This window comes from Deltaproteobacteria bacterium (assembly GCA_016235345.1).
Lineage (GTDB): Bacteria > Desulfobacterota > Desulfobacteria > Desulfobacterales > Desulfatibacillaceae > JACRLG01.
Genome location: JACRLG010000002.1, coordinates 157946 through 181347, shown reverse-complemented (window position 1 = coordinate 181347; position 23402 = coordinate 157946). Strand labels below are relative to the sequence as shown.

21 protein-coding genes are annotated in these 23402 nt (G+C 57.0%); 10 read left to right on the top strand and 11 right to left on the bottom strand.

The features are described from left to right. Positions 1–63: 63 nt before the first annotated feature. The 10 genes from HZB23_01540 to HZB23_01495 all read right to left on the bottom strand — a co-directional run bounded on the left by HZB23_01540 (position 64) and on the right by HZB23_01495 (position 10925). Positions 64–2730, bottom strand: coding sequence for an MMPL family transporter (locus HZB23_01540; protein ID MBI5843333.1), 2667 nt, complete (start codon positions 2728–2730; stop codon positions 64–66). Continuing rightward, on the bottom strand, positions 2718–3200 hold the full coding sequence (locus HZB23_01535; GenBank protein ID MBI5843332.1) for a hypothetical protein: 483 nt from the start codon (positions 3198–3200) through the stop codon (positions 2718–2720). The genes HZB23_01540 and HZB23_01535 overlap by 13 nt, the downstream gene beginning before the upstream one ends. A 73-nt stretch (positions 3201–3273) precedes the next feature. Then, positions 3274–4365 (bottom strand): TRAP transporter substrate-binding protein DctP, encoded by a 1092-nt coding sequence (dctP, locus tag HZB23_01530; protein ID MBI5843331.1) that lies wholly within the window; start codon positions 4363–4365, stop codon positions 3274–3276. Positions 4366–4552: 187 nt separating this feature from the next. Continuing rightward, complete coding sequence (locus HZB23_01525) at positions 4553–5743, bottom strand: hypothetical protein (GenBank protein ID MBI5843330.1); 1191 nt, start codon at positions 5741–5743, stop codon at positions 4553–4555. Further along, complete coding sequence (locus HZB23_01520) at positions 5740–6501, bottom strand: hypothetical protein (GenBank protein ID MBI5843329.1); 762 nt, start codon at positions 6499–6501, stop codon at positions 5740–5742. Before HZB23_01520 ends, HZB23_01525 begins: the two co-directional genes overlap by 4 nt. 188 nt (positions 6502–6689) lie before the next feature. After that, complete coding sequence (locus HZB23_01515; protein MBI5843328.1) at positions 6690–8006, bottom strand: hypothetical protein; 1317 nt, start codon at positions 8004–8006, stop codon at positions 6690–6692. Positions 8007–8022: 16 nt separating this feature from the next. After that, on the bottom strand, positions 8023–8715 hold the full coding sequence (locus tag HZB23_01510) for an ABC transporter ATP-binding protein (protein ID MBI5843327.1): 693 nt from the start codon (positions 8713–8715) through the stop codon (positions 8023–8025). Positions 8716–8725: 10 nt separating this feature from the next. After that, complete coding sequence (locus tag HZB23_01505; GenBank protein MBI5843326.1) at positions 8726–9952, bottom strand: ABC transporter permease; 1227 nt, start codon at positions 9950–9952, stop codon at positions 8726–8728. Positions 9953–9968: 16 nt separating this feature from the next. Continuing rightward, on the bottom strand, positions 9969–10496 hold the full coding sequence (locus tag HZB23_01500) for a hypothetical protein (GenBank protein MBI5843325.1): 528 nt from the start codon (positions 10494–10496) through the stop codon (positions 9969–9971). Positions 10497–10511: 15 nt separating this feature from the next. Beyond that, positions 10512–10925, bottom strand: coding sequence for a hypothetical protein (locus HZB23_01495; protein ID MBI5843324.1), 414 nt, complete (start codon positions 10923–10925; stop codon positions 10512–10514). 359 nt (positions 10926–11284) lie between these two features. Between HZB23_01495 and eno the strand changes: the two genes are divergently transcribed. From eno to HZB23_01475, 4 genes are all read left to right on the top strand, one after another. Beyond that, positions 11285–12562 (top strand): phosphopyruvate hydratase, encoded by a 1278-nt coding sequence (gene eno / locus HZB23_01490; protein ID MBI5843323.1) that lies wholly within the window; start codon positions 11285–11287, stop codon positions 12560–12562. Positions 12563–12877: 315 nt separating this feature from the next. After that, complete coding sequence (locus HZB23_01485; protein ID MBI5843322.1) at positions 12878–13471, top strand: TetR/AcrR family transcriptional regulator; 594 nt, start codon at positions 12878–12880, stop codon at positions 13469–13471. 42 nt (positions 13472–13513) lie between these two features. Next, entirely contained in the window at positions 13514–13915 is a 402-nt protein-coding gene (locus HZB23_01480; protein MBI5843321.1) for an SCP2 sterol-binding domain-containing protein, read from the top strand. 22 nt (positions 13916–13937) lie between these two features. Continuing rightward, positions 13938–15158, top strand: coding sequence for an aminopeptidase P family protein (locus tag HZB23_01475; GenBank protein MBI5843320.1), 1221 nt, complete (start codon positions 13938–13940; stop codon positions 15156–15158). A gap of 43 nt (positions 15159–15201) precedes the next feature. Here HZB23_01475 and HZB23_01470 read toward each other — a convergent pair whose 3' ends face one another. Beyond that, entirely contained in the window at positions 15202–16896 is a 1695-nt protein-coding gene (locus tag HZB23_01470) for a tetratricopeptide repeat protein (GenBank protein ID MBI5843319.1), read from the bottom strand. 477 nt (positions 16897–17373) lie between these two features. Here HZB23_01470 and HZB23_01465 point away from each other — a divergent pair, with 477 nt between their 5' ends. From HZB23_01465 to HZB23_01440, 6 genes are all read left to right on the top strand, one after another. Continuing rightward, a complete protein-coding gene (locus HZB23_01465; protein ID MBI5843318.1) occupies positions 17374–17640 on the top strand; it encodes a 2TM domain-containing protein in 267 nt (88 codons plus the stop codon). Positions 17641–17705: 65 nt separating this feature from the next. Next, complete coding sequence (locus tag HZB23_01460; GenBank protein MBI5843317.1) at positions 17706–17882, top strand: hypothetical protein; 177 nt, start codon at positions 17706–17708, stop codon at positions 17880–17882. A gap of 149 nt (positions 17883–18031) precedes the next feature. Beyond that, positions 18032–18778, top strand: coding sequence for a hypothetical protein (locus HZB23_01455; protein MBI5843316.1), 747 nt, complete (start codon positions 18032–18034; stop codon positions 18776–18778). A 1033-nt stretch (positions 18779–19811) separates the two neighbouring features. Next, positions 19812–20168, top strand: coding sequence for a helix-turn-helix domain-containing protein (locus tag HZB23_01450; GenBank protein ID MBI5843315.1), 357 nt, complete (start codon positions 19812–19814; stop codon positions 20166–20168). Between the two features lie 442 nt (positions 20169–20610). Continuing rightward, positions 20611–21522: a hypothetical protein gene (locus HZB23_01445; GenBank protein MBI5843314.1), complete on the top strand. Its 912-nt coding sequence runs from the start codon at positions 20611–20613 to the stop codon at positions 21520–21522. 104 nt (positions 21523–21626) lie between these two features. Then, positions 21627–23327 carry a glycosyltransferase family 39 protein gene (locus HZB23_01440; GenBank protein MBI5843313.1) on the top strand — a complete coding sequence of 567 codons (1701 nt, stop codon included), beginning with the start codon at positions 21627–21629 and terminating at the stop codon, positions 23325–23327. Positions 23328–23402 lie beyond the last annotated feature (75 nt).

The following is a 23402-nucleotide window of genomic DNA, read 5'->3' as shown; positions in this document are numbered from 1 at the left end:
GCACCTCGTGGCGGGTGACCCTGGTGAGGACAAGGTTTTCCGGCCTGTTGTCTGTTGAAGGATTCAGATTTCCAGCCTGTCCCGTTCAAGGTCGCTTATGGCGTAGCTAATGAGCTCCTGGGCCGAGGGGGCGATTCCAGAGGCGTAATAGGCCGCGCCCGACGCAAGCACCAGCGGGGGCAGGCCCTCCTCCATCAGCTTGGCGGAGAGCGCCTTGAGCCTTCGGGTCACTGCGGCGGTCTCGGCAGGCCCGGCATGAACTAAAAGCACGGCGAACCTCCAGTCGTCCAGCCGACACATGATGTCAAAGCACCTAAGCTGGCTCGCAAGGTTCTGGGCCAGGATGGAAAGGGCCTTGTCGCTGGCCGAAAAGCCGCTGGAACGAAGCATCTCCCGCCAACTCACCACCTCCAGTATCAGTACCGAGAGCTTGCCGCCGTAGCGCCTGATCCTTTCGGTCTCGATCTCCACCGCGTGAGGGAAGGTGACCGGGCTCGTGAGGCCCGTTATGTCGTCGCGGTAGCCGGATGTGGCAAGCATCCGCGTGGTGCGGTCCAGGCGGTCTGCCAGGATGCTTATGTAATTGGTGATGAACCTGGACGCCGCAGGCGGGTAAAGCCACTGCAGCCGCCTTATGGTGCGCGGGTTTATCATGAGCATCTCGACCGGCGTGGCGCACACGAAAAAGGCGCTTTCCTTGTACCAGCGATCGGTGGGCACGTCCGCTATAACGTCGCCCGTGCGGAAGGTGGTGACCCTGATGCCGTTCCTGGCGTCTTGGGCCGACTGGGCGTAGTAGATGCCCACCTCTCCCGACAAAATGGTGTGCAGAAATTCTCTGTCCGACCCACTGAGCGAAAAGACGTGGTTTTCGGGAAAGTCCACGATGGTTCCCGAACCCAGAATGGTCCGCACCTGGAAGCGCGAAAGGCCCGAAAAAAGCGGAATCAGCCTTGTGGGCTCCGGCCCCAGCCTCACCCTCACCAGGTCCCAGGCGGTGAGGAATTCCACGTTCATGAGGGCCGAGGGGAGCACTATGAGATCGCCCAAGATGGAGGCCATGAGCGTTGCCACCAGAAGACCTCCGAACATGGCCGTTGGCTTGAAGCTCGATAGCATCAGTATGGAAAAGCCCAGGCAGATGGTCACCGTGGTCAGTATCTTGGCCCTGCCTGCGGAACTCATGGCCTCGGAAAGCGCCCGCTCCTGGTCCAGGTGGGTCTTGAAGGATGTGTTGTATCGGGAAAGGAAATGCAGGGTGTCGTCCACAGCAAGGCCGATGGCTATGGTTGCGATCATGGCCGTGTTCATGGAAAGCTCTATGTCGAGCCAGCCCATGAGCCCGAAAACCACCACAAGGGGAAAAATGGACGGAATGATGGCGATGAGGCCCACCTTCAGGGAAAGGAACAAAACCAGCATTATGCAGAAAAGGAGCACGATGACGTAAAAAAGGCCCTGGATCAGGTTCGCCGTGATGACGGCGTTGGAGTGGGCCACCACCACCCCCATGCTGGTGAGGTTGACCGAAAAGTCCTGCCCCCATCGTTTCTGGCAGTACTCCCGGATGAGCTTTTCGGTTTCCAGCCACTGGTGGGAGCTTGAGATGTGCATCATCATGAGTATGGATGTCTTGGAAAAATCATCCCGCATGAACCTTTTTGAAATCTCTTTGCCAAGAACCATCTTGTAAAGATTCAGAAGGTTGGGGATTATGGATTCGTCTCGCGGCAGGGAGTAGGATTCCGGACCGTAGTTGTTGACCGAGTAATTGATGAGCATCATGTAGTCGGAAAAGGAGATGGTCTTGTCGATTCCGGGCACCGACTCCAGGTATCTCTGAACCTCCATGATCTTGGCCAGGTTGGCCGGATTGCGGAAATAGTTCTCCTTGTCCGCGTCAAGAACCACGTTGATGGGAAAGCTGCCGGACATGTCCTTGTAGACATCGTGGAAATGCCGCGTCACCGGCGAGTTGTCGCGGAAATACTTTGTGGTGTCGGCCTCGATCTTGAGCTTTGCGACGCCCACGGTTCCGATCACGGTCAAAATTGCGAAGACTATCAGGTTGGTGCGCCGCTTTTTGGTGGCCAGCGCCAGAATGGCGGAAAGCAGCCGGTCCAGGCGGTCCTTGCCCACGAAACGCCGTTTTTCCTCGCCCGGCAGGGGAAAGATGGCCAGAACCGCCGGAAAAAAGGTGACTATGAGGATCAGAAAGGCCAGGATTCCCAGGCAGGACGGCAGGGAAAACTCCCGTATTATCTGCATGGGCGAAAAGAGCTGGGGCGCGAAACCTATGAGGGAGGCGGCTATGGTGAGGATGGTGGGAAGCTGGACCTGCCTTATGCACTCGGCTGCGGCCTCCGCCCTTGTGCGCGCGGTCTTGGCCACCTGCACGTATTCCGACAGGACGTGCATGCAGTAGGCGGTTCCCACGGCCATCAGGATTATGGGCACCACAAGCGACAGCGAGGAAACCGGCTTGTCGGTCCAGGCCATTATTCCGAAGGTCCACACAAGGCAGACCAGTATGGTGGCCACCGGCGGAATGATCAGGCGCACCGACCGGAAAAAGGCGAAAAGGGTTAAAATCATCACCAGGAGGGTGATGGGCGGCAGTACGGCGAAATCCCTCTTAATGGTGGCCAGAAGGGTCTGGGAGACTATGGGCATCCCTATTGAGTAAAGGCTGAAAAGTCCGCTTTTTTCGTTTTTGATTATTGCGTCCACAGCCGAAACGAGAAGAGTTTTACGGGTTTGATTATTTTCTCGAATTGCGCCACGGACCATTCGTCCAAAAGGTCCATGTCCCTTTTGGCGTCCGGAAGGCTCACCACCTTCACCACGCCGGGAATCTTGGCCAAACTGTCGGCAAGCGCTTCGAGATGCCTGAAAACTTCGGGCTCGAAAACCGAAATGCTTGTTTTCGCTATGACCTGGATGTATTCGCCGCCGCCGAATTCCCTGAGGAAGTTTTCGTAATTTTTTGTGGCCTCGATGTCCTTTATGGCTATTTCATACGAGCTCGCCCTTATCTGGAGCTTGGGGAGCCGCCATCCCAGGGCTACGGTGCACAAAAGGATCATTGCCACCACAACAAGGGGATGGAGAACTATCCAGTTCAAGCACCTGTCGTAATCAAGGGCCTTTGAAATTTTTCGGAGCCTGCCGGGGCTGGCGCTTCCCATTGTTTTTTTCAAGTCCGTTCGTAAATTGCTTAAAAGGCCGGTCGATGGTTCGGTCCGGCGGGTGTCTTCCGGTTGAGCCGTCCTGTCACTCGGCCTTGGAAGCCCTGTATCGGGCAAGGGTGACCAGAAGCTCGTCCAGAAGATCGGCCGGGTAGAGCCTGCCGGACATCTTCCTCCAAAGAGGCGTTACGGCCCTCCTTATTTCATCCTTGTCCTTTTCGGAGATGCGGGATTCGACTATTCCGTACTTGGTTATGGCGGCGAAGAACCTCTTGTTGTTGCGCCTCACGTCCTGGAGCATCCTTTCCCGCACCGCGCCCCGAAGCTCGTAGTATTTTTTCACGTATTCGGCAGGAAGGCTCCGCCAGTCCTCCGAGCGGATCACCACCATGGCCGGGGAATAGCGGATGTTCAAGGTGCTTGCGTACTTCAGCTGTGTGAACATCTGGCTTCCCACTATGAAGATGGCTGGCGAGATAACGGCGTCGGCCTGCCCCTGCTTGATGGCCGGGGCGATGAGGGTGCCGGACACCGGCACGGGCTTGGTTCCCAGGGCCCTCAGGACCTCCTCTTCCAGGGTTCCGTACCAGGTGAGAAATCGCATTTTGGAAAAATCGGAGAGCTTGGTTATTGGCCTGTTGGAATATATCTGATCGAAATCCTGGTCCAGCCACGAGAAAAGGAAAACGTTGCTCTTTTCCATGTAGCTTTCAAAGCGCGAGCCCATCTGTTTTACTATGGCGTCAACCTCTTCGTAGTCGTTGAAAAGGAAGGGAAGTGAAAGCACGGAGGTTTCGGGGCAGAGAAAGGTGACGCCCTGGCCGGAAAGGCCGGCCCCGTTCAGGTATCCGAAGCGCATCTTGCGCATGATGTCCTGGTCGTCCCCCATCGAGCCGCCCCAGTGGACCTTTACCTTCACCTCTCCCCGGCTCACCGAGGTGACCAGGGGCATGACGTAGGTGTTGATCTGGTTGGAGTAGCCCACCCCGTCCGGGGCCATTGTGCCGAATTTCCAGTAAAAACGCGGTGCCTTCTGGGCTGGCTTGGCCGTGTCCGCAACGGCGGCGTCCACAGCGCCGGACACCAGAAGGAACACGGAAAAGACTATGGCCGCGATTGGAAATCGCCCGCCGCTTTTTTTGGCGGGGCTGTCCGCACGATGTCGGGGATGTTTCATGGTGAGCCCACCCTGCTTTCATGGAGGGAAAACGGGCCGGAGGCGCTGTTAAGCATCCGCCGGCCCAAGGATCATAAGGAAAGGTTCTTTTTTTACCAGCCCGTTGAAAAAGGCTAAATATGAAGCCTGGATAAAAACGATGAAGTGCAACACAGCAGTTCGCGTTTTTAGACAGGCTGTTATCCGTTTACAGGCTCTGGTGACGTAGCGCGTGTTTCAAGGCGATCACGGAATAGGCCGTGGCCAGTTCCTTCATGTTTTCCATGTAGCGGTTGTTGGGGTTCTGCCAATAGCCCTCGCCCTTTTGAAGGGAGACCAGCTTGTGGACCAGCTCCTCGCGCCAGCGGTGCTGCTTGCCCATAGTGTCGGTTATAACGTCCTCGTTGATGAGGTCCATGCACTTGGCGAAGGTGGTGTAGTAGTAGAAAATGGATTCCGTGCCGAAGCCGGGGTTGGTGTCCAAGGTGTAGTTGGCCCTTATCCACTCCACGGCCTTCTTCACCCTGGGATCGCTCTTGTCGGTCCGGGCTATCAGAAGGCTCATTACGCCTGCGTAGGTCATGGAGCCGTAGGAGTGGCTGCGCTCCTTTTTATACGTGCCGGTTTCGTATATGAAGCCGCCGTCGTCCATCGTGTAGGGCTGGTCGTTGACCGCCTTGTTGTTCTGGCAGCGGTTGATGAAGGCAAGGGCCTTTTGCCAGTGAAGCCCCATCTCCTTCTCCTCACGCTCCACCTGTCCCTTGTCCTTGGGAACCACGCCGGAGAAGCGGTCCTGATACTGCTCAGCCGCCCTGATGGCCGAAAGGGCGAGCCAGGTGTTGCTCATGTCGGGCCTGCCGTCGCTGTTGGCTCCGCCGTAGCCGTGGCCGCCGTAGTAGACCTTGTCGCTTGTGTAGCCCTCGCCCTCGTCAACCTGGGTTTCGATGAGGTACTTCCTTGCGCCTGCGATCACGTTCCCATACTGCTTCTGGTTGGACCGGGTAAGCGCCATGAGGCAGACTGCGGTTGTGTAGTTGGACAATTCCTTGCGGTAGATGCCGCCGTCGGGCTGGGCGAATTTCGCCACGTAATTGAGGCCCTTCTGGATGGCCGCCGGAACCTTTTTATCCGGCGTGTAGACCGGGTCCAGCATGAGGCTGTAGGCCACCAGGGCCGTAATGGCCGGGTCGTCGTTCCAGGAGCCGTCGGGCTTCTGGGCCGTCATGAAATACTTGGTGGCGCTTCTCAGGCCCGCCATGGCCCGCTGCTCCAGGGAAACCGAAACCTTCCCTTTGGCCGCAGCCTTTCCTATGGTGACGGGTTTTTGCTTGGCGTAAACCACCGGAGCAAGAATGAATGCCGCCGCAACAAGAACGGCAGCCGCTTTTTTCAACTTCATTTGGAGTACCTCCTGATCACGATTTCATAGTCCAGGTCCTTTTTAAGACCCTTGGCCCTGGTGTTCATTTCAAAGCCGAAATTTCCCCGGTATGGGTTCTGGCGGCCCGAAAACAGGTTTATCACGGCGGAAACATCGGGCCACACGCCGATGAAGGAAAGCTCCTGGTCCGCCCTGTACGGGGTTTCCCCAAGAAAGCGCCCGCCGGTGTGGACCCAGATAAGGGGATCCTTTTTACCCTCGCGGTCGCGCACCACAGTGGACAGGGGGACGGGCTTGCCTTTTTGCGCTATTTCCAGGGTCAAAAGAGTCTGGGGGAAATTTTTTTTCAACTCATCCCGCCCTTTGGCGGTTTCCAGAAGCCTCATGAAATTGTCGAAGGGCAGGGCTTCGCAACCGATGAGAATAAGGGCGAAATGAAGCTCCGAGGGCAGCGCGTCAACCGTCTTGAAGGCAGATTCGTAGGCCTTGCCCTTTTCGCCCACCAGGAGGTATTCCAGGATGCCACGGTCGATGGCGGTTTTTACGGCGATCCTGATTTCCCTGGTCTTTTTGTTGATGGTGATGTTCTTGAGCCTCACAAGGTCTCCGTCGGCAACCGCGTTGGGCGGCAGGGCCACGACGGGCGCGGCTTTCACGGCCTGGGCTTTTGCCGGTTGGGCCTTCTTCTGCTCGGTGAAGGCCGGGCTTGCGGCCAGGGCGAGCGCCACGGCTGCGGCCATGAGGCACAAGGAAATTTTCGCTCGGTTTCGTGACATTGCCGGTCTCCATGCTTTTGGGTGGCTTGAGGGTCTTTTTCCGGCGTCCGGGTTAAAGGAGCCCCAAGGAATCTTTTTTTCAGCGGGCCTTGCCGCATTTATGTGAATAGGTTTTTTTCATACACACATACCACGAAACCGAAGACGCCACAACGGCAATCTGACGGAGAAGCCCATGATTCGGCGAATCAGAAATATTGTTTGATTTCAACGTAAAACTGGGAGGGGAAGGAGCCGAACTCGCTTTTGATGTCGGGCGCTCCCAAGGGGGCCTTGGGCCTTTTTCCGGCGTTTATGGAAGCCCCCATTATTGCTTCGGCGTTGTCGGAAAGGCTGATGGTGAGATTCGGCGATATATTGGTGGATATGGGGGCCGAAAGGCTCTGGATGACGGAAATCCGCGCCGTGGCCAGGGGGTTTATCTCGTAGGAGGCGGAAAAGCCCAGGACGTTCCGGGACATCTGGGGTATGGCCCCTTTCTGAAAGCGGCTGAAAGCCTCGTTCCAGTCTTCACCGGCCCCGCCGGAATTGATCAGGTACTCAGCCTCGATGTCCAGGCTGTTGTCGAACCTGTGGCCAATGCCGATTACAGCCGTTGCGCTGTCCTCGTAAAGATCGCCCGCAAGGGGGAAGGGAAGGGCGGGGCCGTTGTCGTCCGCGAAAAAGCCAGCCGCCTCGAAGCGCAGGGCAAGCTGCCCCACTTCTCCGCTGGCCCCGGCCCCGGCGTGGAAGCCGCCGTAAACCTTTCCGCCCGAAAGGGCCAGGTCAAAGCCCCTGACCGTGGCGTAAAGCCGCCCGATCAGGGCCGAGCCGCTCCACGAGGCGTCGATGTTGTCGTTTGTCTTGTAGCCGCCCGACCCGTCCAGTTCCCTACCTGCAACGTAAATGACGGTGGCCCCGGAAAAGTCGGAAAATGGGGCGTCCAGGCGTATGGCGTCAACTCCTGCCTTGTAGTCCCGGTCGAACTGGGTGGCGTCGAAGGGGGAAAAGAGGTCCAGCGGATTCCAGAACCAGGCCTTGCCGAAGGTGACGGCCTGCCTGCCTATGGTGAGGTCGGCGCGCCTTAGGGAGATTTTCACGCTTGCCCGGTCGATGGAAAGGGAGGATGCATGGTGTTCGCCGCTCGAAATGTCCCAGGCCTCGTCCCAGGCCCGGTATTGCGGCTTTCCCGATGATGAAAGGGCGTCCCCGCCGCTTGCGGAAAAATGGTCGTAATGGGTAACGGCATGGAATTCGTACGAGAATTTTTCGGTGGGACGCCCCAGGGCCGTGACCCGGAGAATGCCGGAGAGGGTGGTGTCGGCGTCGCCGTCCGTTCCGAAAAAGGCCGGAAAATCATACGGATCGCTATATAGGGCGATACCCCGCACCGACCCTGCCAGCCCGAAGGCCTTGTCGGAGTCGCCCAGAAGGGCGAAAGCGGGACGGGGAAGCATCAGGGCTGCGGCCACTAAGGCTGTTATCGCGGCTTTTCGCAGGCTTTTCGGGGAGGGGATGGAGAGCATCCGAGATTTCTCCTTATCAGCTTTCCGACTCTATCCTTCCGTCCTTCAGAACTATCATCTGCCGGGCCTGGCGCATGATGGCGTGGTCGTGGGTGGAGAAAAGAAAGGTGACGCCCTTCTCGTTAAGGCTTCGCATCAGCGTTATAAGGGCCTCGCCGGTCTTGGAATCCACGTTGGCGGTGGGCTCGTCGGCCAGGACCAGGGCGGGCTCGGCGGCAATGGCTCTTGCTATGGCCACCCGTTGTTGCTGGCCGCCCGAAAGCTCGCGGGGAAAGCGGTTTTCAAGGCCGGAAAGCCCCACCTGATCAAGGACCTCCCGCACCCTCTCACGGCGTTGGGCAACCGGCACACCCTTTAACATCATCACGTACTCGGCGTTTTCCATGGCCGTCATCACTGGAATCAGGTTGTATCCCTGGAAAATGAAGCCTATGCGGTCGCGCCGCAAAAGGCTCACGTCGGAGTCCTTCATGGCCGAAAGGTCGCGGCCCTCTATTTCCACCCGGCCCGAAGTTGGCCTGTCCAAGCCGCCGATGATGTTTAAAAGGGTGCTTTTCCCGGAGCCCGAAGGCCCGGCCATCACCGTGAAATCGCCCGAACAAAGCGAGAGGCTCACCCCCTGCAGGGCGGCAGTTGTCACGGAGTTCGAGCCGTAGGTTTTGACGACGTTTTCCACCTTTATGATTGGATTGATGGGATCCAATGCGATTCCCCCTTCGTTATCTCAAATAGTCGGCAATGGCGATCTTGATGGCCCGGCGCATGGGAAAGATGCTCACCAAAAGCGTTGCCGCGAAAACCAGGGCCGCAGGCACGAAAAGTATTCCGGGCGTTACCATGGTGAAAATGCGGGTGGAGACCGCAAAGCCCGAAATGGATATGCCGCCCTCCACGAACCAGGCGAGGTCTATGCCCACCACGTTGAAAATCCAGGCGATTATTCCACCCAGCACTATCCCCGAAATGCAGCCCAGGGCCCCCAGAAAGGCCGATTCCAGGAACACCACGGAAGCAAGCTGGCCGGGCCTTGTGCCTATGGCCATCAAAATGGCGAACTCCCGCCGCCGCTCCAGAACCGACATGCTAACGGTGTTGAATATGGTGAAAAGGACCAGAAAGAGCAGAATGGCCTGGAAAATCCAGTTGGAGCTTCGGTCCATTCTAATGTAGGAGGCCACCTCCGGCATGACCTCCTGCCAGGCGCGAACTGCTGCGCGGGTCTCCGGCAATGTTGCGGCGAGCCTTTTTTTCACCGGCTTCTGGAACTTGGCGTTGTTGAGGATCACGCCAAGCTGGGTGGCCGAATCCTCCGGCATCCTGAACAGGCTCCGGGCAAAACTAATGGGAACCTGGATTACGTAGGTGTCCATCTCATCCGATTTTGTCTCGAAAATGGCCTTTACCCGGCAAAGCTCCTCGGTGAGGTTGCCGGAAACGTCGTTTGTGGCGATGACGAATTTTTTCCCGACATCAAGATTGAGCTTTGCCGCGAGCTTGCTTCCAACAACAGCTAACGCCCCGTCGGAGTCTTCAAGGTAGCCGCCCTTTTTGATGCTTTTGACCAGCGGGGACGCCGCCGATTCCGCCGAGGGCAGAACCCCCATGACGGCGGCCCCAAGGCTTCCGGCCCCGGATTTAATCATGCCCTGGCCCATGACTATGGGCTTTACCTCCTCCACTTCGGGCCAGCCGGAAACGGCTTTGACGATTTCCGACGATTTTTCCACGTACAGGTCAATGGCGGGGGCGTCGCGAAAGAGCCGGTGCTCAAGGGTGACGTGCCCGGCCTGTAGCCTCACGGCCTGATCGATGAGCTTGGCGTAGACGCCCGCTCCCCATGACACGAAGAAAATGGCCAGGGCAAGCCCGAAGGCCATGGAAATCATGGTCACAATGGTGCGCCGCTTGTTTCTCCAGATGTTGCGGAAGGCCAGTTTAACGAGCATGGCTACCTTTTATCGATTACCTGTTTTGGGGCGCAGATTCTGCCGTATGCGCAAGCGGGCCGGCTCTGTAATGATCTAAAAGACTCATTATGTAGAGTCCTCCCTCGTTGTCCCGGCCGGACTGCTGCCAGAGGGTAAGCACCTTGGTGACTATTTCCTTCTTCTCCGCGTCCAAGAATTTTTTTACTTCAAAAATGGTCTCCAGCTCTGTTATCTGCGATGTAGCCGAATGAAATCTGTAATGAGGGGAATAGAACATTTTATAAGGGCCGCCACCTCGGCTGTATACGCGCTGCCAGGGATCAATTTCTGGTTTTACATTTACGACCGTTCCCGCCAGGATATTCGTAATTAGGGTATCTTCAATCTTCTGACTGACCGGGCGGTAAAATCGCATCCTGGTTTCCCGGACTTGGCCAGTTTTAATGTTGATGTCAATATGGCGGCACCAGAAATCGGTTTGGGGGTTGTCCAAATAAGCGTAAAAAGAAGTCCCCGCGATAAAAACCAGAACTACGATAAAAAAAGTGGAGAAGGTTTTCATGGCCGATCGCTGATCTTATTGCCTTCCTTTTTTGACCTGCTCCTTCAATTGTTCTTCAATTGCCGCGAAAAGATCCTTTTTCCGCGCGCCTTCGCCCTTGGCAAGGCTTTCTATGCGGCTTAGGGCGGCCTTTTTTTCGGCGGCGAATTTTTCGATGTCCTTTTCCATGCCCGCCGCCTGGCGCTCGCGTGGAAGGTCTTCAATGGGTTTCGGGTCGGCCACGAAAATGCGGTCGCCCGTGGCCGAGGCCACCGTTTCAAGCACTCCTGCGCGGCACAGGGAATTTACCGTGTGGATGACGTCTTCGATATTCTGGCCGAGTTCCTTTGCAATTTCCGAGGCCGTGGGGGGCGCTCCGGTCTTGTGCTGCATGAGTCGTGCGGCTGCCGCAATCAGATGGGCCTGATAATAGGGCGAGAGCTTGTCCATGAAGGGTTCTTCCTTATGCGACCGTCCACAAGCGCGAACTTAAGTGTCAGACTTCTCGGCGCGGGTCGTCATGTACGAAAAGTACTATTCCTCCCCGCGCCGCTCGTCAACCTTAGCATTTCATCGCTTGTGATCGGCCTTGTTGAAATCGAATTTAAAATTTCAGCCGTACAGCCTTCTTCGTTTTTTGGCTTGCAGATGGGGTTCTTCCTCTGTGTTGTTGACACAAGGCCCGCTTACGGGTAATTTCTGCGTAACGGAAGAATATCATAAAGCATAATCAGACGGAAAACAAAAGCCCCCGGACCGAGTCCTGGCCGGTTTCCAAAAAGGTTTCCTTTTTAAATAGGGAGTGAGCCATGAAAAAGATTACGGAAGTCAAGGCCCGCCAGATTCTGGATTCACGCGGCAACCCCACCGTTGAGGTGGACGTGGTGCTGGCCTGCGGCGCAATGGGTCGTGCCGCCGTGCCGAGCGGCGCGTCGACGGGGGTTAACGAGGCCCTGGAGCTTCGGGACAAGGACGCCACCCGCTACGGCGGAAAGGGCGTGGCGACCGCTGTGGCCAACGTTTTGAACATCATCGGCCCCAAGGTGATCGGGCAGTGCGCCGCCGACCAGTGGGCTGTGGACAAGCTGATGCTTGATCTTGACGGCACCGCCAACAAGAGCCGCCTTGGGGCCAACGCCATACTGGGCGTTTCCATGGCCACGGCCCGCGCCGCCGCTGCCGCCTTCGGAACGCCCCTCTACCGCTACCTTGGCGGCGTGGCCGGAAACCTGCTGCCGCTTCCCATGATGAACATCATAAACGGCGGGGCTCACGCGGCCAACAACCTGTCCATCCAGGAGTTCATGATCCTTCCGGTGGGCGCTCCCAACGCCGCCGAGGCGGTGCGCATGGGGGCGGAGGTCTTCCACAAGCTGGCAAGCCTTCTGAAAAAAGCGGGCAAGAGCACGGCGGTGGGCGACGAGGGCGGTTTCGCGCCAATGCTGGATTCCAACGAGGCGGCCTACGAGTTGATAACGGAGGCCATAAAGGGCGCTGGTTACGCTCCCGGCAAGGACGTTGCCTTGGGGATGGATGCGGCGGCAAGCGAGTTTTTCAAGGACGGGCGTTATCATCTTGAGGCCGAGAATCTCAAGCTGACGCCCGCTGAGCTTGTGGCCTACTACAAGGGACTCGTGGAAAAATACCCCATCGTCACCATCGAAGACGGCATGGCCGAGGACGACGAGGAGGGCTGGAAGCTCATCACCGAGGCCCTTGGAAAAAAGATTCAGCTTGTGGGCGACGACCTTTTCGTAACCAACCCGCAGCTTTTCTGGGAAAAGGGCATCTCGAAGGGCATCGCGAACGCCATTCTCATAAAGCTCAACCAGATAGGCACCGTAAGCGAGACCCTGGAGGCCGTGGCCCTTGCCAAGCGTTACGGCTACAACACCATCATCTCCCACCGCTCCGGCGAGACCGAGGACGCCTTCATAGCCGATCTTTCGGTTAGCGTGAACGCGGGCCAGATCAAGACCGGAAGCCTTTCCCGCACCGACCGGGCAGCCAAGTACAACCAGTTGATAAGAATCGAAGAAGAACTGGGGGTGGGGGCGAGGTTTGCGGGGAATGTGTACGCTAAATAGACGCCCGTCTAAAAACGCGAACTGCTGTGTCAGGCGGCAAAGAAAGTAGGTTGGGTGGTTCCGAGCCGAAAGGCGAGGGTTCACCCAACAATTATTTAATGAATCTAAGATGTTGGGTGAACCTGCGCTTCGCGCAGAACCACCCAACCTACATTAATATAACACCCGACAACGCCGGGGGAGGGGATGGCTCAGCCAGCCTTTCCCCCGGTTTGCGTTTTTGGACCGGACAGCATCAAAACCCCTTGACAAAACCTAAGGAGTCTATCTATAAATGAATAAAAGAAGTTTTCATTCATTTATTAAGCGATCATCATGAAAAAAAAGGAAGACATCGAGCGGATTTACCAGGCGGCGCTTTCGGCGTTTTCGCTTCACGGCTACAGAAAGACCACCCTGGAAGAAGTGGCGGGGCGCCTGGACATGGCTCCCAGCAATCTTTACCTCTACGTGAAAAACAAGAGGGAGCTTTACCATAAGACCGTCATCTTCGCGCTTCTGCGCTGGCAGGACAGGGTGGCCAAGGACATGGAGGAGCAGCAAAGCCCGGAGGGGAAATTCCTCACCATGTGCCGCTCCGCAGTCTTCTACCTGGAAAAGGACGAGGCCCTGCGCCGTCTTCTGATACTGGACCCGGACATCTTCCCCATGTTCGCGGAAAAGGACCCTTACGAATACGTCAACCGGGCCAGCGTGGCGCTTCTCACCGACATGATAAAGGAGGGGATGGCTTCGGGGCGCTTCCGCAAGGTGGACCCTGAAACCACGGCGGAGGCGATTTTTTCCGTTTACAAGATGCTCATCATAAGAAGCTACATAAAGATGGAGAAAAAGGCCGGGCTGCTGCTTTTCGAGCAGATTCTCGATTTGATCACAAGCGGCCTTTTCATTTCCAAGAAAGCCGATTGATCGGAAACAAAACCGGAAACATCCAAGGGAAAGGAAGCGTCCATGGCGGGGAAAATCGCGTATCTATCCAAGGAGTGGCGGGACGAGGCCGAGAAGAAGCTGAAGGCCGAAATCACCCCGGACAAGATGAAAAACCTGACATCCTCCATGTCCAACATCTACGAGGGCTGCCCGGACGGAAAAAGCCGCTTCCTTTTCTTCAATTTCGTGGACGGCAAGTTCGCCGAACTTCTGCTTGGGGAGGGCGAGCCGCCCGAAGCCGAGTTCCGCATAACCGGCAAGTACGAGACCTTCGCAGCCATTTCCCGCGCCGAGCTTGGATCCCAAAAGGCCCTCATGACCGGAAAATTGAAATTGAAGGGCAACATGATAAAGGCCCTGAAACTGGCCTCCATAGCTGATCGAATCAATAAAGTCCTGGCAACCATAGATGCAGAGTATTGACGCCCGGCGAAAGGAGATTGAAATGTCCTGTGCTTCTAACGATCCGTATTTCATTGATTTTCCAGGGCGCGTCAAAAAAATCCAGGCGGAGATGGCGGCCCGGAACATCGACGTCTACCTTGGCTCCCGGCTCCGCACCCTGTCGTTTACTCTCGATACCTTCTGCCCCTGGCGCAGCTTCGTGGTGATACCGGCGGAAGGGATGCCGTCGGCCTTTACGTTTGTGATCGACGCGGCGCGGGTGCTGGATGAAACCTGGCTCGATGAAGACCACGTTTTCGGCTTCGCACCCATGGGCGGCCAGGACCAGATAGAGCAGATTTCCGACGTGATCCGGGAGGCGCTTCCGAAAGGCAGGGGGCGGCTTGGAATCGAAAGCGGGATGTCGAACTACCTGCCCGAAGGCTGGCTCACCCACTACGAGTACGAGAGGTTTTCGGCGGCGCTTGACGGCGTGGAACTGGTGAACGCCCACGGCATAGTGGACGCGATCTCCCTTATAAAGGACGCCGGAACAATAGCCCGTTTCAGGGAAGCCTCCCGCATGGTGGACGTGGGTCACAAGGCCGTCCTGGAAGTCATCAGCAACGGCGGCTGGAAGGGCCGCACCGAAACCGAGATAGCAGGAATCGCGGCCCTTGCCATGCGGAAGGAGGGCAGCGTCTTCGAGTGGAGCTTCACCGGCGGAAACGAGATAGCGTCCGGCTTCCGCACGGGCTACGCGGGCGGGGCGTGCACCCCCGCCACCAGCCGGGAGCTTAGGGCGGGGGAACCCTTGATGGTGGACATCCACTCCATGTTCAGGCTCTGCCTTGGGGATCACTCCCACAACTACCTGATAGGTCCCGCCACCGACCGCCAGAAATGGCACGGCCGGAATTTTGTGGACATCGTGAGCGAGACCCTCAAAACCTACCGGGCGGGCATCACGCCCTCCGAGCTTGCGGATAAAATGATGGGTTTTGCCGAAACGCGCGGGTTCGCCGAGTACATGGTGCCCGGCTTCGAGCACGGAATAGGCATGATGGGCGACGAGTGGCGGATAGGTTTGAACGACGGCCCCTTTCCCTACTGGACCAACCCGGACCACGTTTACCTTGAAAACGAGGTCCTGATCTGCGCCATGCAGTACGCCTGCCCGGAGGAGAACATAGGCTTCCGGTACGAAAACCCCATTCTCATCACCTCCGGCGGCTGCGAGGCCATGAGCAAATTTCCTCTTTCGGTGGACGAAATAGCCTGACAGGCCGCCTTGCGTTCCGATAGTTCCGGCTCCCCACGGGCCTTCATCGGGCCTGTGGGGTTTTTTCCGTCCCCCCGCCCGGCCTTGCGGCCTGCCGGATATTTTGATCTGCAGAAAACGCATCCCCGCGAGCCTTCTTCACGAGCTCCATGCCGGAATTCGCCTCAGGGTCCGAAGGCGCGAGCCTGAGGGCTTCGAGAAGCTCCTTTTCCGCCTCGTCGATCCGTTTCAGGCCAAGGAGGGTTGAGGCCAGATTCAGATGGGTGCGCACCCTGTCGGGTTTTATGGAAAGCGCCCTCCTGTACCAGAATATGGCGTTTTCAGGGTTTTCCAGCCTGTTCCATGCATTCCCTGTGTTCACCGCAGGCTCGTCCAGGGAAGGGTTCAGAAGCCAGGCCCGGTTGGAATGAAACAGGGCCTTTTCGTTGTCGTTCTCCTCCAGAAAAAACGCTCCAAGGTTTACGTGGGCCAGGAAGTTGTCGCCGGTGGCGTCAAGGGCGTGAAGGTAGAGGCTCTTGGAGTTTTTCCAGTGCCCTGCCTGGACAAAGGCCGCCGCCGAAAAAGCGCATACCACGGCCACCCCGGCATACCTCGCCGCCTTCCGGGCACCGGGACGGGAACCCGCCAGGTCTGCTCCAAGCCACATCGCAGCCATAAAAAGGCCGATAAGGGGCAGGTAGGCGAAGCGGTCGGCCATGGCGGGCCACATGCCCGACTGGATGAGCCCTGACATGGGGGAGAGCGTCACCAGGAACCAGGCGTATCCCGCCAGCAGATACGGCCTCTTTTTCCTGAGGCCCCAGAATAAGGCGGCCAGGGCCGCAAGAATGGCCGTGCAGGCAAGTGTCCGGGAAATCGGCACGGTTGACGGGAACGGATAGAAAAAGGCGAGGTTTTCGGGCCAGATTGCGTTTTCGATATAGCGGACCGAGGAGACTATAGCGTTTTGAATCCTGATCAAAAGTGCGCTGTCCGTTTCCACCGAAAGGCCGAAAACCGATTTTCTGGTGCTTTGAACGGTCAAAAGGACGCTTCCGGCGGAAAGCGCCATCAGGGGCAGTTTCTCGGCGATGAGCTTTAAAAGCCTGCGCGTCCGGCCCGGCCCGCCCGGATAGCGCCCCAGGGGCCAGCAATCCAGGATCAAAAGAACCACTGGGAGTGTTATCACGGCGGGCTTGGACAAAAGGCCCAGAAGCATGGCCGTGAAAACGCCCGAATACCTTATAATGGAGGGGCGTTTTGCGTAAGCCGCGTAAAAAATGAGGGCGGCGAGCCAGAAAAAGGTGGAAAGGAGGTTCTTCCTCTCGGCTATCCAGGCCACCGATTCCACGTTTAAGGGATGAACCGCGAACAGGGCCGCCACAAGAAGGCTCCTGCCCCAATAACCGCCTGTAAGCATTCCAAGGGCCAGGTAGAGAAAAAAGGCGTTAACAAGGTGGAATAGGGCGCTCATCATGTGATGAAGGCCGGGGTTCGGGCCGAAAAGGGAGCAGTCGGCCATGTGGGACAAAAGGGGCAGGGGCTGCCAGTAGCTCACCTCGGTGAAGCTTATGGCGTATTTGACGCCCTCCCACGAAAGCCCAGCAAGCACGCGGGGGTTCTCCTTTACGTAGCCGGAGTCGTCGTAGCTCACGAAATCGTGCGTAAGAGTCCTTCCGTAAACCAGGGCCACCAGGATGGCCAGAATGACAGCGGCTTTGAGGTGCCGGGCGCGGGACAAGTTCTTTATTCCAATCATGGTTTTGAGGTCGGCGGAATCGGGTTTCGGGCTGCGTATATCAAAAGGTGATCCATGATAGGCCAAATCGCGCTTTCTTTCAACTCCGCAGGCTCATGCCAAGCCGCATGGTGTTGATTTGCCCGTTCAATAGGCGTATATTTGATTTGAGGGGGCGCAGCCATTCGGGGTCCACGGGTCGACAGATCCGCCACCTTTTTGGCGCGTCAGCCGGGATATGGACCGTCCCGGTCATCGCCTCGCCCAAGGAAGCAAGTCCCACCTTTGTTGATCTGCGTATCCCAGGTCCGGCAGGGCGTCTCCGACTCTCGGCAAAAATTCGGCAACCCCCATGACCGAGCCGCCAGCCCAAAAATCATGGCGGTATTTTCAAATGCGGTGGCCCTGTTTCCGCCCGTCTCTTTCTTGTATCCGCCGGGTTTTTGAGATATGAATGGTTTCCGTAAGCCAAGGCCCGCTTGTGATGGAGGAAACGACATGGCTTCAGGCGAAATTCCCGTTGATCTTGAAAAGGCCTTTGCCGCCGCAGGCGAGAGGGCAGCCGCCAAGGCCGGCGTTTTGAGGCACGCTTGGGTTTTTGTCTGGGTCAACGTTTTTTTCCTGGCGGTTGACGCCGGGGCCTCGCCCGAATCATTCTGGTTCATGTGGCCCCTTTCGGCCTGGGGCCTGGTGCTTGCCGTACAGGCCGCCCATGCGTGGCGTCCCAAAAAATGGAACATCGTCTTTAAGGAGGAAAAGCCTTGAAAGTCACCATATATTATTGCGGTCGCTGAGGCTACCGGGAGCGGGCGGTCAGGCTCGCGGAGGAAATCGAAAAGCGCTTTGGGGTCGCAACCGAAACCCTTACCGGGCAGACGGGCGACTTCGAGGTAATGGCCGAAAGCGCGCCGGTGTTTTCAAAAAGGAGCCTGGGGAGGTTTCCTTTGGATGGCGAGGTGGAAAGCGCGCTCGTAAAGCTCCTTTCCCAAAAGGCCGGGGATTATTAAGCGGAGCATGGTTCTTTTCCATTTTCTAGGAAATCCGGCAAAGGGAAGAAATGCCCCGGTCTTCCTCCCCCGCCATTTTCGGGAAAACGAAAAATGGAAATAAATTGCGCTCCCTGTAATAGCCTGATGAAATCTCAAAGGCGATAAAAATGGATCAGCCGCCGACAGGGCTTGTACCCGAACAGGTATTCCGGGAAAAATTGAAAAAGGCCCTGCCCCAGGTGGGCGAGGTCATTTTCACGGAAAACCGCCGCCAGCTGGTCTGGGTGAAGAAGAACCGGGAAGGCGCCCTCACGGTGCGCCTCCAGCACGCGTTCAGGGCCGCCTCGGGGAGCGATTTCGCGGCCTTGGCGGACTTCATCCGAAAGCCCGATCAAGTCTCGCGAAAGGCCGTTTCGGATTTTGTGAAGAGGCACGGGGAGCTTTTCGGGACTCTTTCGTCAAGGCCGGTTCCCCGCCGACGCACCGTGGTCCATGTCACCAAGGGCCGCCACCGTGACCTGTTTGCGATTCTCCGCAAGGTGATGGACGAATACTCCCTTATGGTGGACGGGCTTTCCATAACCTTCGGAAACGACCCCTTGGGCAGGATGCAAAAGGACGAAGGCGCACCCGCGTTCAGGGGGCGCACCCGAAGCAGGTCCATCCGATTCGGCAGCTATTCGGCGCTTCACAACCTGATCCGTATTCATCCCCTTCTGGACTGCCTTGACATACCGGATTATTTCGTGGAATATATAGTTTATCATGAAGTGCTACACGCCCTGTGTCCACCGATATCAAGGGGATGCCGTAAGTCGGTGCACACCGCCGAATTCCGGGTTCGGGAGAGGCGCTTTGCGCTTTATGAGGATGCAAGAAGGTTTGAGAGGGAATGGGTAAAAAGGTTTCTCTGATCAAATCAATCTTTATGGCCGCCATACCCTGGGCGGTCCCGAAAAAGGACTCCGCCCAAAAAACGGGTATCGTGAAATTTGACATTCCACTCAAGCCCGGCACCGGCTTAAACTGAATAAACGGCGTCGTTTTCGGGCAGGCTTTCCATAACGATTAACGGATAATCGGGTGATTTTATCGCAGAATCCGGACAAATTGAAAAAATTTTATAGACATCGTTAAAAAGTGCCTGTAAGCTTCCGTCCGGTCCCGATTGGAAGGGATCGGTCTTGTGCATTTTTTCGCCATGTCTCTCCTCCCGCGCTCCCGGACGCACAAGACACTGTCGGCCCCCTTTCAGGTTTTTCGGGGGAAATGATCCCCGCGTTTCATGTCTGGTTTCAAATCCGAATGTCCGACAAGCGTTCAAAACCGGGAGCTCTGTTCGAGCGGCCCCTGGCCGGGAAAGTTATCGGTTGGCCGAAGGCAATGTAACTGGCTGGATGGTATTGTAAAACGAAAAGTTCGGCAGGTGGTCCGGCCACTGTTCCCTGTGCGCCGGGAGAGGCAGCAAAAGAGATGGCGACAACGCATTGATGAACGGCGTTCATGTTTTGCAAACGGATTCACATAATATGTTTATAAAGCCATAATCATTATTGCAGGAATATAATTGAATATATTGAAACTCAATAGCTCCATAATGAATGATGTACAGGTTACATGTTGATGTACGAAATGTCCTTGGATACATGTAGTGGTGCCATGGAGGTTTTTAGGGGTTGTTTACGTTTTTTTCATAATTATTATGTTGCAGTTGATTGATAAACCATACAGCCCTCATTAACAATAATTATTTGCATTTGATTGGGTGATATGTCATGATTACTATAAAGCATGGGATGCTGAAAAGAGCATCCTTTACTGGTCAGGCCACTGGAAGGTGAACCTTACCGGCGAATGAGTTTTTTGGTGTGGATGCCGCGAAAACGAATTGTAATCCCGGCGCTCCACGTATGGTGCATAACAAGAACAGGAGAAGGTGGAAATCCCATGGAAATCGTCATAGGACAATACGTACGGGACAAGAGAATGGCGCTTTACGCTAAGGACCGGAGCTATTCCCTGCGCCAGGTGGCCATGCGCATAGGAATCGAGCCTTCCTACCTCTCAAAGGTGGAACGCGGCGAGCGCGCGCCCCTTTCCGAGGAAAAGATCATAGCCCTGGCCGAGGAACTCGGCGAGGACAAGGATGTGCTTCTGGCCATGTCCAACAAGGTGGGCCAGGAGATTCAGGAAGTGATCCGCAAGCGGCCCAGGCTTTTCGCCCAGCTTCTTCGTGAATTGAAGGATGCGCCCGATCACGCCGTTGTCAGCATCATAAGGGAAGTAAGGGACGGCAAGTGGTGAAACCCGGCCACGCGCCGGGTTTCTGACCCGCGCGGCCCCGCCCGATCCTTGAAAACGGAAGGCGCGCCACGCCGGGCGTGGCTTTCCGATTAAAGGACGCCTTACGGGCCTCCTTCCAATGCCTTCTTTCGCATCCAACGACGGGCGCGAAAGATTCGGCTGCACGTCGCGTTCATCCTCCCGGTCGCCCGGAGAAAACTCTGTCCGGGAGGAGGAACGGGTGTGCTCATCCTCATCCGCATCTCTTTGTTTGTCTTCCGCCGGGGTTCCAGGCGGCTCGCCCCTTGTTTCCGCGAAGATTTTTCTCGACCATAAAGCCCAATTGAGGTAATTTTCAGGATATCGAAAAAGTCAGGGCCGCAAAGCCTTTCCGGTTTGCCCACGGGCCTTGGTCTTGTATGGTAACATACAGATATTACAGCTTTTTCAGCCTGGAGAACCCATGGTCGAGCTTGGCAGCGACGTCCTGTTTTTCCGCTTCCCCCTGGTGCATCCCGAAGCGAGGCTCCTTGTGGGCTTCACGCGGGCCCTGCGAACCCCGGAAGACGACGGATACCACCCCCAGCCTCCAACCTTCGGCAGGCTTCCCCTTTGCCATGTGGAGGATTTCGCGGCAAGGCTGCCCGAAGCCTGGAAGGCCCACGGGGGGGCCATGCTGCCCATAAGGCCAGAAGAGGCCGTGAACATACAGTTTTACTCCCAGCCCCTGCCTTGTTCGGACTTGGCCTGGCCCTTTGCCGTCAAGGTGGCCACGGGAAAGGTGAACGCCCTTTCCGGCGGGGAATGGAACGAGGAGATTTCAGCCGGAGTCCAGGATTACCTGGTTGCGCCGCCCCAGACGGACATCGGCGGCTATTGCACCAAAAAGGGCGAGACAAGGCAGTTCGTGGCCCGCCCTTTGGGAGAGGGCCGGACCCTGGAGGAGCGCCTTGGTGGCCTTGCTCTCCACGGTGGAATTCAGCTGGCCGTGTATCCCCTGAAGGCCGAGGCCTTTGCCCGGCGCTTCGGCGAAGCCAAGCCAAGAAGGCCCGGAGCGGGGCGGGTGAGGGAGCCCGCCGCCTACTATTCCGCCCAGATGGGCCTTGACGCGGGCGGGGCCCTGCGCCGTTACATCTACAAGGACCCCTACGGGGCATCGGACTGGGACGCGGAAGGCCGGAGCCGGATTTTCGTTCACCTTCTGGACGCCGGGGTTTTGGAGGAGATCACCGGGAGAAAGCCCCACGACCGGGCGTTCAAGGCCGGTGAATACGACAAGGCGGACCTTCCCTGGTACGACGCGGGAAAAAAGGGCGTGAGGGTCATCACCGGCTCGGAGGCGCTGGCGTCGATATCGGGCCGGAACCCGAAATAGAAGCCTGGATAAAAACGCGAACTGCTGTGTTGCGCTTCATCGTTTTTATCCAGGCTTCATCAAATCCAGGCTTTTTCAACGGACTGCAAGAAGGGTAGCGGGCCATGTCGAAGGCGGGTCTTTCAACCGGTCATGGCCGTATGATTTTCCCCGCAGCGGTTTTTTTCGGGGTGGGCCTCCATCTTGTTCTGCTCTTGACCTATCTTTCCTCTTCGCCTTTCGCGTCGGCCCCCCTGGTGGACTCGCGTTATTACTGGCTTGTGGCCACGGATACGGTTCTTGCGGGAAAGCCTCTCCCCGGCGTGTTTTTCGGTGCCCCCTTTTACCCGCTTTTCCTGTGCGTTTCGGTTTGGCTTTTCGGCCCGGTTTTCTGGCCCGTCTACGTATTCCAGACCGGCCTTTGCCTTGCGACGGTCTTTCTTGTTTACCGCACGGTTTTGACAGCCTTCGGAAAAAATCCAGCCCGCTGGGCCGCTGTTCTTTTGCTTTACTATGCGCCCTTCGCCTTTCAGTCCTTAAAACTTCTCCCGGACACCTGGGGCTTTTTTTTCCTGGCTCTTTTTCTGGCCGTCAGTTCCGCGACCGGGCGATCCTTGAAAATGGCCGTGCTTTGGGGCCTTCTGGCCGGAATCATGGTGCTTTGCCGGGCCCAGCTCTTTCTCCCGGCCCTGGCAATAATCGCTTTCAAGGCCCTTTGGCCCTGGTCGGCCTCAAGGCTCCGCCCTGGCCTTTTGACCATTTGCGCAATGATTGCGGCCCTTCTACCCTTCGCCCTTTACACAAAGGTTCACACGGGAAGGTTCACGCCCTTTCCTCCTTACTCCGGCCTGAGCCTCCTGGAGGGCAACAACCCGGCAGCAGCCGGGACCTACTCCAGGGTTGTGAGCGATGAGGACAGAATGGAAAACCGCCTTTCGGACATGGTGAAGGATGCCTCTAAAATTACCGGTCAAAAGGTGAAGGACCCCTTTGAGGCGGACAGGATATTCAGGAAGCGGGCATTTTCCTTCATGAGAAATGAACCGGAGGAATTTCTGGCCCTTTTGTGCAAAAAGGCGGTTCTGATGGTTTCCCCCAGGGAAACCTTCGATATTTACGACCTTTACGCCGAGCGCCGCCTTTTTTTGCCGGTTCTTTATCTGTTCTTCTCCGGCTGGTTCCTGGTTTTCCCATTAGGTCTCGCCGGGGCCTGGAAAATCTTCAACGAGCCGGAAGCCCGCACCCGTGCGGTCCCCTTCGCCTTGGCGGTTCTATGCCTTTCGGGGATACTCTTGGTTTTTTTCGTCAACTCCCGCTACCGCCTGCTCCTTTTGCCCGCCCTGGTCCCTTTTTCCGGCCTTGGGGCGGATGCCCTTCCGCTGTGGGCAAGGGGCCGAAAAACTGCGCTCATGTCTTTATTCGGCGGGATTCTGGCCTTGATGACCCTGTGGGTCCTTCTCACGAACACGAGTCCTACGCCTTCCGGGGTGCTGTCTGCTGGCAAAGCCCTGGCCATGGCGGGCAGGGCCGGAGAATCCGTGGCGCTTTTTGAAAACCTGGCGCAGGAGAATCCCTTTTCCCTTGACCTTAAAAACAGTTTGGCGCTTTTGTATATATGGGAGGGCAGGTTCACGAAGGCGTCCCCCCTTGTGGAGGAACTGGCGAAAAGCCCGCAGTTTGAGCCAAGAGCCAGGCTTTACCGAAGGCTCATGTCCGAGGGGCGCAGTCGGTACGGATCCCCTGGAGGTGCCGACGTTGTCCCCTCGGACTCATTTCGATCATTTCTCCACGAGGAATCATACGAGTGGCGAACGAAAAACCCCTGAGAGTCTCCTCTAAAGCGCCCGTCCACCCAGGCTGAATAGGCCCAGGCCCGGAGCCTCACCCTCCCCGCCGGGCTT